7 protein-coding genes are annotated in these 14,324 nt (G+C 57.5%); 2 read left to right on the top strand and 5 right to left on the bottom strand.

Features of this window, described 5'->3' with window-relative positions; genetic code table 11:
• Window positions 1–174 precede the first annotated feature (174 nt).
• Window positions 175–1,062: a LysR family transcriptional regulator gene (locus AEAC466_RS28720; RefSeq protein WP_031238371.1), complete on the bottom strand. Its 888-nt coding sequence runs from the start codon at window positions 1,060–1,062 to the stop codon at window positions 175–177.
• 199 nt (window positions 1,063–1,261) lie between these two features.
• On the opposite strand from AEAC466_RS28720, the gene AEAC466_RS28725 reads away from it, so the two are divergent.
• Window positions 1,262–3,358, top strand: a complete 2,097-nt coding sequence (locus AEAC466_RS28725; protein WP_023457229.1) for a TonB-dependent receptor — start codon at window positions 1,262–1,264, stop codon at window positions 3,356–3,358.
• A 13-nt stretch (window positions 3,359–3,371) separates the two neighbouring features.
• Here AEAC466_RS28725 and AEAC466_RS28730 read toward each other — a convergent pair whose 3' ends face one another.
• Both AEAC466_RS28730 and AEAC466_RS28735 read right to left on the bottom strand, forming a co-directional pair.
• A complete protein-coding gene (locus AEAC466_RS28730) occupies window positions 3,372–5,771 on the bottom strand; it encodes a TonB-dependent receptor (protein ID WP_023457230.1) in 2,400 nt (799 codons plus the stop codon).
• A gap of 172 nt (window positions 5,772–5,943) precedes the next feature.
• Window positions 5,944–6,897: an alpha/beta hydrolase gene (locus AEAC466_RS28735; protein WP_023457231.1), complete on the bottom strand. Its 954-nt coding sequence runs from the start codon at window positions 6,895–6,897 to the stop codon at window positions 5,944–5,946.
• 456 nt (window positions 6,898–7,353) lie between these two features.
• Between AEAC466_RS28735 and AEAC466_RS28740 the strand changes: the two genes are divergently transcribed.
• Window positions 7,354–10,305, top strand: a complete 2,952-nt coding sequence (locus tag AEAC466_RS28740) for a TonB-dependent receptor (protein ID WP_023457232.1) — start codon at window positions 7,354–7,356, stop codon at window positions 10,303–10,305.
• A 109-nt stretch (window positions 10,306–10,414) separates the two neighbouring features.
• On the opposite strand, the gene AEAC466_RS28745 is transcribed toward AEAC466_RS28740, so the two are convergent.
• Both AEAC466_RS28745 and AEAC466_RS28750 read right to left on the bottom strand, forming a co-directional pair.
• The gene (locus tag AEAC466_RS28745; RefSeq protein WP_023457233.1) at window positions 10,415–11,680 is read right to left on the bottom strand and encodes an aminotransferase class V-fold PLP-dependent enzyme; all 1,266 of its coding nucleotides are present in this window, start codon (window positions 11,678–11,680) and stop codon (window positions 10,415–10,417) included.
• 24 nt (window positions 11,681–11,704) lie between these two features.
• Entirely contained in the window at window positions 11,705–14,143 is a 2,439-nt protein-coding gene (locus tag AEAC466_RS28750; protein ID WP_023457234.1) for a TonB-dependent receptor plug domain-containing protein, read from the bottom strand.
• Window positions 14,144–14,324: the final 181 nt, after the last annotated feature.

The following is a 14,324-nucleotide window of genomic DNA, read 5'->3' on the forward strand; positions in this document are numbered from 1 at the left end:
GATGTGCTGTCGATTTTTCGACGAAATACGCGAAGCCTGTGTTGTTTTTGCGCGTTTTTCTCAATTCTGCACAAAATTATTGCATCAGTTCGCAACCTCCGCCGTCAAGCCCGCCCGAGGACGGAAATCATGAGGCAAGCGGCATAACAAAACCCGACGACATCGTGGCCCGCCTCAGCGGCCATCGGCCGCCGGCAGGCTCTCCATCAGCCAGTCGCGGAACTGTACCATCGCCGAGGTTTCAGACTTCGACTGAAGGCGGGTCAGCCAGTAGCTGCCGCGCGAGACATAGATATCGAAGGGCTGGACGATTTGGCCCGATGACAATAGGCGCTCAAACATGAGGGGCGGCGCCAGGGCGACGCCCACGCCTTGAATCGCCGCCTCCATCATGGCCAGGGACGAGTCGAACATAAGGGCACGTGTCAGTGGGGGGCCGCTGCCTAGCCCGGCAGCTTCGAACCAGCCCGACCATTCATCCAGGCGGTATGAGCGTAGAAGGGTCTGAGAAAACAAATCCTTTGGGCTGCGCAGCCCGGCGGCGATCTGGGGGAGGCATAAAACCGACAGAGGCGCTTCGAACAAGCGTATGGCGTGCGTGTCGTGCCACGCACCATTTCCGAACCGGATAGCGTAGTCCAGCCCTTCCGAGGCGATATCGACGCGATTGTTGTTGGTGGACAGGCGTAGGTCAATGTGCGGGTGCCGTTCGCGTAAACCGGTCAGCCTTGGCAAAAGCCATCCGACGGCAAAGGTGCCGACTGCGCCCAGGGTGAGAATTTCACGCACATAACCTTCGGTAAACCGGTCAAGTAGATCGGCCATGCGGTCGAAGGACTCCGTCAGGACCGGCAGCAAGGCTTCGCCTTCCGCCGTAACTCGCAGACCTCTCGGCAAGCGTTTGAACAGGGTCAGGTTCAGTTGCTCTTCCAGCAGCTTGACCTGATGACTGACAGCCGCCTGGGTCACATGCAGTTCGATGGCGGCACGCGTGAAGCTCAGGTGCCGCGCGGACGCTTCAAATGCACGCAGTGCGGTCAAAGGCAGATGAGGCCTAGGCATGTAAGATCCAAATTTTTCTAATACCTCCACCCAATTATCATGGTTTGTGCGCGGTAAAAAGGCCTGCTATTTCAAACGAACAATCTGTCCTTGCCAATCGTGACCATCGGCCGGCAGATTTCAATTCCTAATAAAAAGTTAATATCGTTGTCGTGTGGCGAACAGCGGAGGATATGCTGTGCTTTTAAAAATGCTTCTGATGACCACCGCGGTCACGGTCCTTTCGGCGGGCCGGGTGTCCGCCCAGGAAACCAGTCCACCACCTGCCCAGGCGACCGTCGATGACGCGCACACCCAGGTGGTCGTGACCGGACGCAAAAAAGCGGTCAAACGGAAAATCGACAAGACCGTCTACAGCACTGCCGATAATCCAAAGGCTGAAAACGGGACAGCGCAGGATGTTCTGCAATCCACGCCGACGGTTTCGGTGTCTGCTGAGGGGAATATAGCGGTCAAGGGCAATCCCAATGTCACGGTGTTCATCAACGGCAAACCCTCAGCTGTCATGTCAGGCGAGACCCGCGCCGTAGCCTTGCAAACCCTATCGGGCTCGGACATTGCCAGCGTCGAAGTGATTACAAATCCGTCCGCCGCCTATGCTGCCAATGGCGGTTCGATTATCAATATCGTCCTTAAAAAGAACCGCAAGGCGGGTGCCCACGGCTCCGTTCGCACCAGTGCAACCGATCAAGGCCTGTGGAACGTGAACCTGTCGGGCGACTATACAAAAAACAAGCTTTCCCTCCATGGCAGCCTGGGGGTGCGACGGGATGGAAACCTCAAATACCGCCAATCCGACGTGAACTGGCGCGATCCCCTAACCGGCAAAGCGGGAGAAAATCAGCAATCCTCCAAGGTGTTTGTGCGCAGATGGGTGCAAAACGCCAGTGTTGGACTGGACTATGACCTGAGCGAAACGGACAGTTTGAGCGCGTCCGGAACCTATAATTTTCGCCGATCAAGACCGTATTTCGATGAATTCCACCAGGATTACGAGGGTGGCGCGCTGACTGACGCTTATCACCGCATATCAAAGGGACCTAACCAGCAATCCGACAGCAGCCTCACCCTAGGGTACAACCATCAGGATGACGATACGATCGTAAAGGCGGCGATACAGCACAGCGGCACGGTCAATCTGGTCGACAAGTCGTTTCGGAACCTATTTGTCTACCCTCAGACGCCGCCCGGTTACGAACGCATATTGAACAAGGCGGGTCATAATCTCGATCAGGCCACGTTCGACTATGCCCGTCCGGTCACGGGCATTGGGCAGGTGAGCATGGGGATAGAATATCGCAGGGACGCCAACCGGATCGGCAATTATTTTGCCAGCGTCGATCCCCTAACCGACGCGGAAACTGTGGATTTCGACGCCACACACCGCTACCAGGTAATCGATATCCAGAAATCGGCCTATGTCACTGCCCAGGTGACCTGGGCGAGCCGATGGGAGGCCCTGATCGGTGCGCGCCTCGAAGCCGTGACGACTCGTCTGGAAGGCGAGGCGCGCGTAGCCATTCGGGTTGCCTCATACCAAAGCCTCAATCCCAGCCTGCATCTGAAATACAGCCTCGATGGCGACAAAAGCCTGTCGCTCAGCTATCGGCAAAGCTTGCAAAGGCCAGATCCTCGCGATCTCAGTCCATATACGACCTATTGGGATGCGCAAAACCTTTTTGTCGGCAATCCCAATCTGAAGCCGCAACCGGTCAAGTCATTGGAACTGACCTATGATGCCAGCCGTGAAGATTTGAGCCGTAGCTTAGGTGTTTTTTACCGCAGAAGCACAGATACGGTGGTCGATGTTCGCACCTTTACCAACGACAATATCCTCCTCAACAGCAAGCAAAATGCCGGCAAAGGACTGTCGACGGGTCTTACCGGGTCCGTCGATTGGCGCCTGCCCAAGGGCCTTCATATAAGCACCGATGCCAGCATCTATTACCTCGAACTAGACACGATTGACCTGACGGTGCCGGTACACCAATCCGGGCTCTCCTATTACGCCAACCTGGCCATGGACTATAGCTCAGGGGCAAACCAATTTGCCTTCGACGCCCATATTACGGGACCAAGCCTTACGCCCCAGGGCACGGAGTCTGCCACCAACACGATCAATGCGACCTGGAAAAGACGTCTGACGCCGCGCCTGACTTTTACCTTTAGCGCCAGCGACGTCCTCGACGGATCGAAGCAAAGCTACACTACGGACACCTCAACCTTCACCCAGCGGGGCTACAACCACTTTGTCGCGCGGCGGGTCTATGTTGGTTTGGTGTACAAGATCGGATAGGCCAGTACGCCAGCTATTGACGCCAGCGTCCGCCGCCACGATCGCCATCATCGCCTTGCGGCCGCGGTCCGCGCGGCCCGTCTCCGCGCTGGCGGTTAATGACCTTGCCGAACGTATAGCGCAGATTGACCATAAAGGTTGCGGCTTGGTCGTAACGTTCGGTGTAGCTACGCTGTACGCTGTTGAAACTGTAGGTCTTGCTGGCCGGGCCTACGATGATATTGGACGCATTGAACGTCAAGATCAGCTTGCTGGGGACAATCTGGTGCTGCCACGACAGGCCAAGGGTCGTTTGGGGCGTGACGCGGCGTTCGACGGTATTTGTTTCGCCGCGGTAAAGAACACGGAAGCTGTAGGTATTTACACGATCCGGGCGATAATTTGTATTGAGGCTGAGATTTGAAAACGGCCCCTTGGATTCGACCGGTTGGTGGGTGAAGACATCGGTGTATCGGGTATCTGTATAGGTGTAGGTGCCGTTCAGATTGATGTTCAGCTTTCGATCGAAAAGGCGCGACGACAGCGAGGCCGTGAGGCCCTGATTGTGGCTTGAACCGCTGTTCTGATAGCTCGTCAATAGCACGTCTGGCTGGCCGGGCAGGAAGCTGGAGACGGTTTCGATACTGCCCGTCGTGGCGTTATAGAAGGCCTGGAGATTTAGGTTTGTCGTCTTGCCGTCGTGCGTATAAGCCAGGTCGTACTTATCAGTCTGTGATGGCTTCAGGTTTGAATTGCCCGACCGTGCGGTCAGTCCATCTGCGCTGATGACCACCAGCGGATCGAGCTGCGAGCCTGTCGGTCGTTGGATTTTGCGACTATAGGCCAGTTTCAGGTTGTCCTTGTCCGTTGCCTTGTAGGTGAAGAACACACTGGGACTGTAGTTCATCATATCGCGAGTCGCGGTTACTGCCGTTGCCGGCAACAGGGGGTTGGCAGACAAAAGCTTCTGATGAAGGTCTTCGACCCGCAGCCCCGCTTGAAAGCCTAGCTTGCCAAACTGCTGCTGATAGGTGGCATAGGCGGCGCTCAAGACCTCATCGTCGTCGAATTGGCGCACGCCGGACGGCGAGGGGGACGCCGGTGACGAAACCGGTTCTGCCAAAGACAGCGACCGGTAATTGTATGAGTCGCTGACCGTATGTTCTATGTCCCAGCCGAGCTGGATCTGCCGTTGTGTCTCGTCATAATTGCCAAGCGGATGAGACCAGTCGCCGCTGAAGCCGTCGACGACTTTTTTAGTCTTTGACGCATAGGTCGTATAGATGTCGTCCGCTGCGGGCTGATTGCGGACGCTTCGGGTCACGGTAACACCATCATTGAGGCTGCTGCTGTGCCACAGCTGCATCTTGAAATCCTCGGTCGAGCCAACCTGGCCGCGATGGTCGTAGGTCAGGCGAAAATCGAGATTTTCATTCGGCGCGACAGAATTGCTCAGCCGGGCAATGTCGCTGATAAGGGTATGGTCGCGGTCATAGGACAAGGTCTCGCTGGCGCCGACGCTGCGACTGTCGCGACGGCTATAGCTGAGATCGGCCGTCAGGTCGTCGCGATCGGTAAAGTCGTATTCCGCCGTCATATTGGCGGAGATGTTGTTATTTGAGGACTTGCTGACGGTATTGGTCAGGTCCTCGCGCGTGACATCGCCGGTTGCCGGATCGAGGCGATAGCGGTCACTCAGGCTTTTCACCTTGGGCGCCTGGCCGCCGGACGCTTGACCGCCACCACCACGGCCATTGCCTCCGCCGCCATGGTTGAGGTTGAGGCTACCATTAAGCTTGAGCTTGCCGATCGTCTTGCCAGTGCGGAAGCCGACACTGGCCCGCCCCTGGTCGCCGACACTTGCGTTCACGGAGGTTTGCGGGCGAAGGGCGCGGCCACGCTTCATGACAATATTGATAATGCCGCCGGCACTGTCCGAACCATATGCGGCGCCGGGATTGGGGATGACCTCGATCGAATCGATATCGTCCGCCGCCAGGCTTTGCAGCGAAAAGGCGCGGTTATCGCCCTGCATCTGCGCCGATTTTTTGCCGTTCACATAGACCTGCACGCCGGAATTGCCGCGTAAAGACACCGTGCCATCATTATCCACGGTAACCGCCGGCACATTGTTCAGGACGTCGGCAGCCGACCCCGTTGTTGCCTGAGGATCCTGTTTCACATCATAGACGTCGCGGTCTATCTTGTGCTGAATGATCGGCTTGTCAGCGGTGATGGTGACAACGGTCGTGTCGTCGCTGGCGCTTGCGGTGTCGGGGTTTGTCGCCGTCTTGGCCGGAGCCTTGCCGGCGGCGGGTGTTACCGGTGCAGCGGGCGTCGATGCGCCAGATGTCGGGGTGGCCTGTTGGGCATGAGCCGTGCCGATCCACAGAAGGGCGGCGGTCATGAGGAGCGCGGATCGGCGGAACGGCATAAAGCTATGTCTCGGAGAAAAGGAACCTACAGGAGCGAACGTCAGGACAGGCAATATCCGTCTCGCCGAACGCACAAATGATCCGGTAGCGATATTTTTAGCACAAGCGCTCAAAGTTGATCGATTGCGACACTCCAGCGCCGTACGCGCCTTGGGCGCTGCGCCGAGGCGGTCAGCCTTTTAGGCCATGGCGCTGTAGAAAATCGAAGACGGTCGGCACCCAGGGCAGGACAAAGCCATCCTTGCGCACCGGGAAGCCGTGGGTCGCTCCCTCCCACAGGTGCAGTTCAGAGGCGATCTTGTGGGCTTTCAGAGCTTGATACATCAAGATAGCGTTCTGCATAGGGACCACGGGATCGTCGGTTGTGCCGCCGACAAAGGTGGGCGGTGTGTCAGCAGCAACATGCAATTCAATCGAGGCCGCGTCACGCGCGGCCTGTGTCGGTGCCTCTCCCAGGGCCTGTTTCAGTGACCCTTTGTGCGCATATGGTTCGGTCATGGTGACGACCGGATACATCATGGCGGCAACCGTAGGCCTCGCGTCGAAGTTGTCCACGGCGTCGACGGGTGCGTAGGTCTGTTTTGCCGCGCGTGTCGCCAGCAAGCCGGCGACGTGGCCACCGGCGGAAAAGCCGATAACGCCGACTCGGTTGGGATCGAGCCCCAGTTCGCCGCTGCGTGAACGAATCAACCGCATGGCGCGTTGGGCGTCTTGAAGTGCAACCTCGGGGCCGGCGCCCCAGCCATCTGCCGGCAGGCGATAGCATAGGGTAAAGGTCGTTACCCCTTGCTCGGCCAGCCAGGCATCGATGTCCCCGCCCGCCTTGCTGACCGCGACACGTACATACCCGCCGCCGGGCACGATCAGCATGGCCGAGCCATTCGGTTTGGCCGGGCGACGGATGGCAAGCCAAGGTTTTCGGACATGCAAAAATGCCGTGTCGTTGGGATCGGCGCTGCGTAAAACGGTTTCTTCCTTCGCCGTTACGGCCTCGCCGCCCGGAGGATTGGCCGGCCGCCAGAGGTCATGCACGGTAATGGTCGAGCTCGACGATTGCGCCACGGTTACGGAGGGCAAGGCGGCAGCAGCCGCGCCAATGGTCATCAGGAAACGGCGGTTGAGCATCGGGCCTCGCGTGACTGTTAATGATAAATTATGCTTGCTGTCGATTATAACACGTATCAGCTTAGATCTGCACTTGATTTTTCGCGTAAAACTGCGCCCGTGGATGGGCTTTCGCTGCGATTTTTGGCGTCTGGCTTTAATCCGGCCTGGCAAGTCCGTTGATAGCGCTGTCATCCCTTTTAAAATAAAGCGTCAAGCTCTCTTACAGTATAGATTGGCGCATTAAGTCTCAAGATAGACTATAGTGGCAGACAAGCCACATTGTATCAAATTTGATATAAAAAAACGTCTTTTTGACATTTTTTCATTGCGAATTTTGCAAAGAGACCGCTAACATGCGGGGAAGGCGATCAGGTTTGTACACCTAATTCGATATGACACCGGTGTCAAAATCAAGATAACCTGCCAAAAACCAGAACCAAGGCTGATCCACAGCCATAAATCAGGGACGAAAAAATGAAAATCAATAAACCGCACGGTATAGCTATGTCTAAAATCCTGTGCCAAAGTATTTCTCTTGGCGCAATGACGGCTTTGCTGGCAGGGACATCTGTATTCGCGCAGGAAACTGCCGCGCCGGGCCCCGCAGTCGAAGACCAGGAAACCGTTGTGGTTGTCACAGGGTTTCGCGGTTCGCTCCAAACCGCCATCAACGAGAAAAGGCGGTCGACCGACATGGTTGACGTCATCAAGTCGGAAGATATTGGCCAATTTCCCGATTTGAACCTCGCCGAAAGCCTCCAGCGCATTCCGGGCGTATCGATTGATCGTGACGGTGGCGAAGGTAAGCAAATTACCGTCCGCGGCCTGAATTCCGAGTTCTCACGTACCCGCCTCAATGGCCTGGAAGCGCTGGCGACAACCGGGTCTAAGGATTCATCCGGCGGCACCAACCGCGGGCGGGGCTTTGATTTCAATGTCTTTGCTGCTGACCTCTTCAACTCGCTGACGGTGCGCAAGTCGCTGTCGGCCGAAATCGAAGAAGGATCGCTGGGGGCGACGGTGGACCTGCAAACCGCCCGTCCGTTCGATTACAAAGGATTTACAATGGCCGGCTCTTTGCAGGCCGGTTACAATGATGCGGCCCGTAAGACAGAGCCGCGCGGCACTTTCATGATTTCAAACCGCTGGGCAGGCGGTCGTCTGGGGGCCCTTTTGTCGGTCGCTTACGGCACGCGCACGGTTATTGAAGACTCAACCAACACGACGCGGTGGGAAAATGCTTATGCCGTATCGAACGTGGGCCGTTTCGAGAAATACAGCATCGATGGCGGCAACACCTTCATTAACATTCCTCAATGCACCGGGTCAGGCGGGGTCTGTAATACTACAGAAGTGAATGCGCAGAACCCGACCCTGACCGGAGAAGCACAAAAGCTCGTTCGTGCCGAACATCCGCGTATTCCCCGTTATAACCACTTCGAAACCGCGCAGAAGCGCCTGGGGGTTACGGGCTCGTTCCAGATGCGCCCGAATGAAAATACCCTGGTCACGCTTGATGGCATGTTCGCGGAATTTGGTGCAAACCGGGATGAATGGGAAATCGAGGCCATTTCCTTCAGCCGCTCTAACCAGGGGCTGCCGAAGACGGACGTATACAATTACAGCATCGACAGCGAAGGTACCCTCGTCAAGGGCAGCTTCAACGACGTCGATATTCGCGCCGAACATCGCTATGACGAACTGACTACGACATTCACGCAACTCAACCTGACATGGGATCAGACCTGGAGTGATCGTCTGAGTACCAAGGTGCTGATCGGCTCTTCCAAGTCGCGCCAGGACAATCCCGAACAGACGACCTTCACGTTTGAATCCTACAATGTGGCCGGTTATAGCTACGACTATACCGATATGACGCATCCTGTGTTCGATTACGGTAAGTCGAAGTCCGGCTGTACGACAGACCAGGCGTGCTACTGGACCTATTCGACCAGCACGGCAAATGGCGATCAGTCGTTGATACGCATTCGGCCGCAAAGCGTGACGAATGCCTTCTCGACGGCGAAGATCGATTTGAAATACGAGATCAATGACCACCTGACTTTCAAGGGCGGTTACGCCTCCAAGAGCTATGATTTTAATTCGACCGAATATGGCCGTTACACCACGGCACCCCTGACCCGCGACGAAAATGCGACGACGGCGGGTTCGTCGCTTCTGGCCAGCACGATCAATGGCAACATCGCCGGCTTCTCGCAATCGGTCACGGTCGGCGGCAATACCTATCTGATCCCGAACCTGAATGTCATTCGCGACACGTTCAATTACGACTGCCGCTGTACCAATTCCTACGGTACTTTCACTGTCAATAACACCAACTCCTCGTCGCGGAGCGGCAACCGGATCGCCCAGGAGATCGATAAGGCGGCCTTTGTTCAGCTGGATTTCAAGGGCGACCTCGGTTCTATGCCTTACCGCGGCAATATCGGCACGCGGGAGGTCGAAACGAACCTGACCGCGACAGGCTATGTCGGCGGCAGTACCAGATCAATACTGACCACGGTCAAGCGCCGTTACAAGGATTCCCTGCCGGCAATGAATGTCATGATCGAGCCGCTGGAAAACCTCTACCTGCGTTTCGCGGCTGCCAAGACCATGGCGCGCCCGACTCTTCTCAGCCTGACGCCGGGCGGCGGATCGATCAATACCACGGCCAAGACGATCACCACGGGTAACCCCTATCTGGAACCGACCCGTGCCGACACAATGGACTTCTCCGTCGAATGGTATCCGGACAAGGATACGCTCGTAACCCTGGGCCTCTTCAATAAAAAGCTGCACAGCTATATCCAGACCCGCGCCCAGTCCTTCAAACTGAGCGAGTTGGGCTACACGCCGGCGGATCTGGGCGAAACCAGCGACGTTTCCTATCTCGTCACTACGCCGGTCAATACGGCGGGCGGGAACCTAAAGGGCTATGAGTTCAACATTCAAAAGCCGTTTACCTTCCTGCCGGGCTTCCTGAGCCGGACGGGCGGTATCTTCAACTATACCCACGTCGAGTCGAAGATCCAGTATTACACGTCGGCGACGGCCACGACGACGACGCAGGCCGATCTGCTTGGCTTGTCGCCAGACGCGTGGAACGCCACCCTGTATTATGAAGGCAAGGCCTTATCCGGTCGCGTTGCGGTGTCCTATCGCGATGGCTATCTGTCGCAACTCGCCCCCGGTTCGTCGGCCGATTTCTGGGGCAAGCACGAAACGATGAATGTCGATGCCCAGATCACCTACAAGGTCAACAACAACCTGACCTTCATTCTGGAAGGCATTAATCTGAGCAACGAACCGGATAACCGCTACATCTCCTACAACACGGCTCAGGGTAACACCGCCCAGAACCTGCTGTACGACTATGGCACGTCAGGCCGTCAGTACTACCTCGGCCTGCGTTACAAGTACTAAACGGCCCTTCCAACGATAAACTTTGGGCGGACAGATACTTTCCCAAACTTTTCTGTCCGCCCGTCTTTTTATAGTTGCCCTGGCTTTTATTATTGGTCTGGGCGTCAGGTCATGTTTTTTTCAATGCCGCCAGAAGCGCGGCCATATCATCGGGCGTCGAGGTAAAGCCCGGGGTTACCCGAACGCAGGCCCCGCCGGACAGTCCCGTGCGCACCACTGTGAACAGACCGCTTTTATCCAGGAGGTGTTGCGCCAGCGCCGCGTGCGCGGCAACAGACGGATCGGTCGTTAGTCTAAAGGACGTAATACCGGCGTGCAGCCGCGCATCGTCCGGTGTCAGAATCTCGATGGCCTTGAGATCGCGAGCGGGTCTCGCCCATAGATCGCGCAAATAGGACAGCCGCGCGCCGCAGGCGTCTGATCCGATGGCTTTGTGAAAATCCAGGGCGTCGATGGCCGCCATTTGAGCGGCGTAGTTCGGCGTCCCCGTATGAACGCGCGCCGATATTGGATCCTTTGCGTTTATCTCTTCGCCCATGAACGGACTGATGTCCGCTAAACGATCCCTTTTGATGTAGACGGCTCCAACGCCCAAGGGGGCGCCGATCCATTTATGCAGGTTGAATCCGGCGAAATCGAAGCCATCTGCCTTAACGTCGATGCCGCCCTGGCCCCAAGCGTGGGCGCTGTCGACGATCGTGTCCACGCCTTTGTGTCGTGCCATGGCGATGATGTCCCTGACCGGCAGGCGCAGACCGTTACGATGGCTGATATGAGTCAGCAGCATCAAACGCACCTTTTGGTGGCGGGACAGAGCCTGGTCATAGGCGTCGATGAGGCCCTGATAGGTGGCCGGTTGCGGCAGGTCGATAGTGACGATATCGACGCCGCGCCGATCCTTCAACCAGCGCATGGCGGTCTGCATGCTGTCGTAGTCATGATCGCTGATCAATACCGCATCGCCCGCTTTAAGGCGGTTATAGCCGCCGATGAGACTTTGCAGGGCTTCGGTCGCGTTGCGCGTCAAGGCGATTTCATCGGCGTCGGCATTGAGATGCGCGGCGATGCGTTGACGCAAACCCTGATAATAGGGAGCGAATTCGCGCCGGGTAAAATACGCGCCTTCGGTATTCACACGGGTGCTGTAGGTTTGGAATGCCTCGGATACCGACAACGGCATCTGCCCGAAGGCACCGAATTCAAGGTTGATGATCCCTGTGTTTGGACGTGGCGGATATGCGGCGGATATGGTCCGCCACGCGGCCTCGTCGGTTGGGGCGGCACTGTTGATCGGCGTGGCGGCGGCCGATCCACCCGGCAGGGGGGCGCCTATGGCGCCGAACAGGGCGGCCCCCAGGAAGTTACGGCGTTGCATGGATCGGCGCTCCGGTGTTAAGGGTTAAAAGCGCGCGTTCAGGCGCACGTAATATTGTCCGCCATCGGTATCGTAAGGCGCGTTACGCGAATATTCGATGCCGCGACTGGCCTGGAAGACGGCCTTGTCTGGATAGGTATTGAATATGTTTTCGCCGCCGACGCGTACCGACAGTTTCGGGGTAAAATTATAGGTCACCGACGCGTCGAACAGAGTCAATGCGCCGAAGGTCTGGTAGATATCGCCAGTGGAATTGCCGGTGGAGTCCGTCCAACTGCCGTAATAGCGACCACGAACCTGGTAATCGAAAGCGCCCTGGGTAAAGGTCGCGGCCAGGGTGACATTGTCTTTGGGCAGGTTTTCTTCGTACAGGAGCTTTTGAGTCGGGTTAGCATTCAAGGAGCCCGACGTCACCTTGGTTTCATTGTGATTATAGGCAAGCTTCAGGTCCAGACGGCCCGAGAACAGCGGACGGTTATAGCTGGTCACGATATCGACGCCCTTGGTGCGGGTGTCGAAATCGTTCGTGAACCAGAATACAGAGGTATAGTTGGCGGCGCCCGGAATGCCCTGGGCCACCAGGCTGGCTTTCTGGGCGGCGGTCAGGGTAATGGATGGTGAACTGGAGAAGCGTTTGCTGACATCGACCTGATAGGCATCGATCGAGCCCGACAGGCCAAAACCGGTCTTCCAGACAAAGCCGGCACTATAGCTTTTAGAGGTTTCCGGTTGCAGCGGCTTTGCACCCAAGGCGGCCGCCAGCGGATTGAGCGGCGACAGACGCCCGGATGTGAACAGTTGCAAGGTCACTGTGTCCAGTCCTTGCGAGGTGCTAAGCGAATTGACCTGACCCGGGGTTGGCGCGCGGAAGCCGGTCGAATAGGAGGCGCGTATCGCGACGTCCGGCGTGAATTCGTAACGGCTTGCCAGCTTGCCGGTCGTCGTCTCGCCGAATTCCGAATAGTGTTCGTAGCGCAGGGCGCCGCCCAGGGTCCATTTTTCGGTCAGTCTGGCTTCGGTGTCGATATAGGCGGCGTAACTGGTCTGATTCCATTTGCCGGCCTGCTGGTCGCTGAAACCCGGAAAGCCGTTCGAGCCCGAGGCCAGGCCCGCATTGGCGCCCGGCCCAACGGCATAGGAGGCCGCGTCGCCGGCAGCGACAGAATAGGTTTCCTTGCGGCTTTCGGCGCCAAAGGCAATATTGATCGGCTCAGGCAGGCTTGCCACGTCCAGGTGATAGACGCCGTCGGCGTTCAGATTGAATTCTTGCTGCGTCTGAGTGCCGAGGTAAAAATCGGTCGGGCTGTTCGGCCCCATGGAGGCATTGATCGAATTGTACAGGTAGAACTTGGTTTCGTTCTGGCCGTAGCTGGCGCTCAGGTCCCAGTCGAACGCTTCGCCCCAATGACCACGCAGACCACCGACGGTTTGATAATCCGTGTAATCGACCGCTTCATGCGGTGTGAAACCGTTGGGATAGATTGACCTCAGGTCCCAGCCTGGGAAGATGGAGGGAACGGTCTTGTAAACGGCGGCATTGCTTGTCGCGCTGGGAATACGCCAGTTGATATCGTTGACTCCATTGCCGGTGGAGGCCGTTGCGAAGCCATACAGCTCTCCGACACCAACAATGGGCAACATCGCATCGACAGCGTAGTGGTAGGTCGTCAGCTCCGGCTTGCCCCAGCGCTGAACGGGATTGGGGATGGTGAGGCTGGGGTTGGCGGCCTGGAACGCGGCGGCGTCGGCGCGTTGGTGGGTGCGGGACGTGGCCGCTGCGTCGGACCATTCGGCCGTTGCGACGATATGACCGCCATCCCCGATGGCGAAGCCGGCGCGCACCCCGGCCTGAAGATTGGCGCCGTCACCGGCGAAATATTGCGACCCTTGGGTATAGGCGGAAATGCCGGGACGGTCATCGAGTTTGATGTTGATCACACCGGCGATGGCATCGGAGCCATACTGCGCTGAGGCGCCGTCACGCAGGACTTCCACCCGTCCTATGGCAAAATTCGGGATCTGCGCCAGATCCGGCCCTTGCGCGCCACGTTGGCCAAGAAAGGCGGTGCGGTGGAAGCGCTTGCCATTAATCAGCACGAGCGTCTGGTCTGAGGACAGGCCGCGCAGGTGAGCCGGACGGATGAATTGAAGCCCGTCCGAGGTCGGGAGCTTCTGCACGTTAAACGACGGAATGACTTGCGCCAGATTGTCGGTCAGCTGGCTGGACGCACCATCATGCAGGTCTTTGGCGCTCAGGACATCGACCGGCGTCAGGGTGGTGAACTTGGTGCGTGTCTTGTCGCGGGTGCCGGTGACGATGACCATGGTGTCCGTGTCGGCAGGCGTCGGCTGTGTATTGACGTCCGGGTTGACGGCCTGGGCATGGACGACGCCGGCAGCCATCGCCGTCAGGGAGACGAGGGCGCAGGACATGAATAGGGCGGAACGACGGTAATAGGACATGATAAACCCCTCCTGGCAGCGGCGCGGCCATCCAACACGGAGCCGGCATCTGACGTATGAACACATCTTGCGAAAGCGGCGCAGGCGCTCACTGAGCAAGTCAGCAGGGGGGTAGATACGGCGTGCAACAGTGACATGATGGATTTGTGGTAGGAATATGAATTGGCGGTCCAGTAGCGCG

Source organism: Asticcacaulis sp. AC466 (assembly GCF_000495815.1).
Classification (GTDB): domain Bacteria; phylum Pseudomonadota; class Alphaproteobacteria; order Caulobacterales; family Caulobacteraceae; genus Asticcacaulis.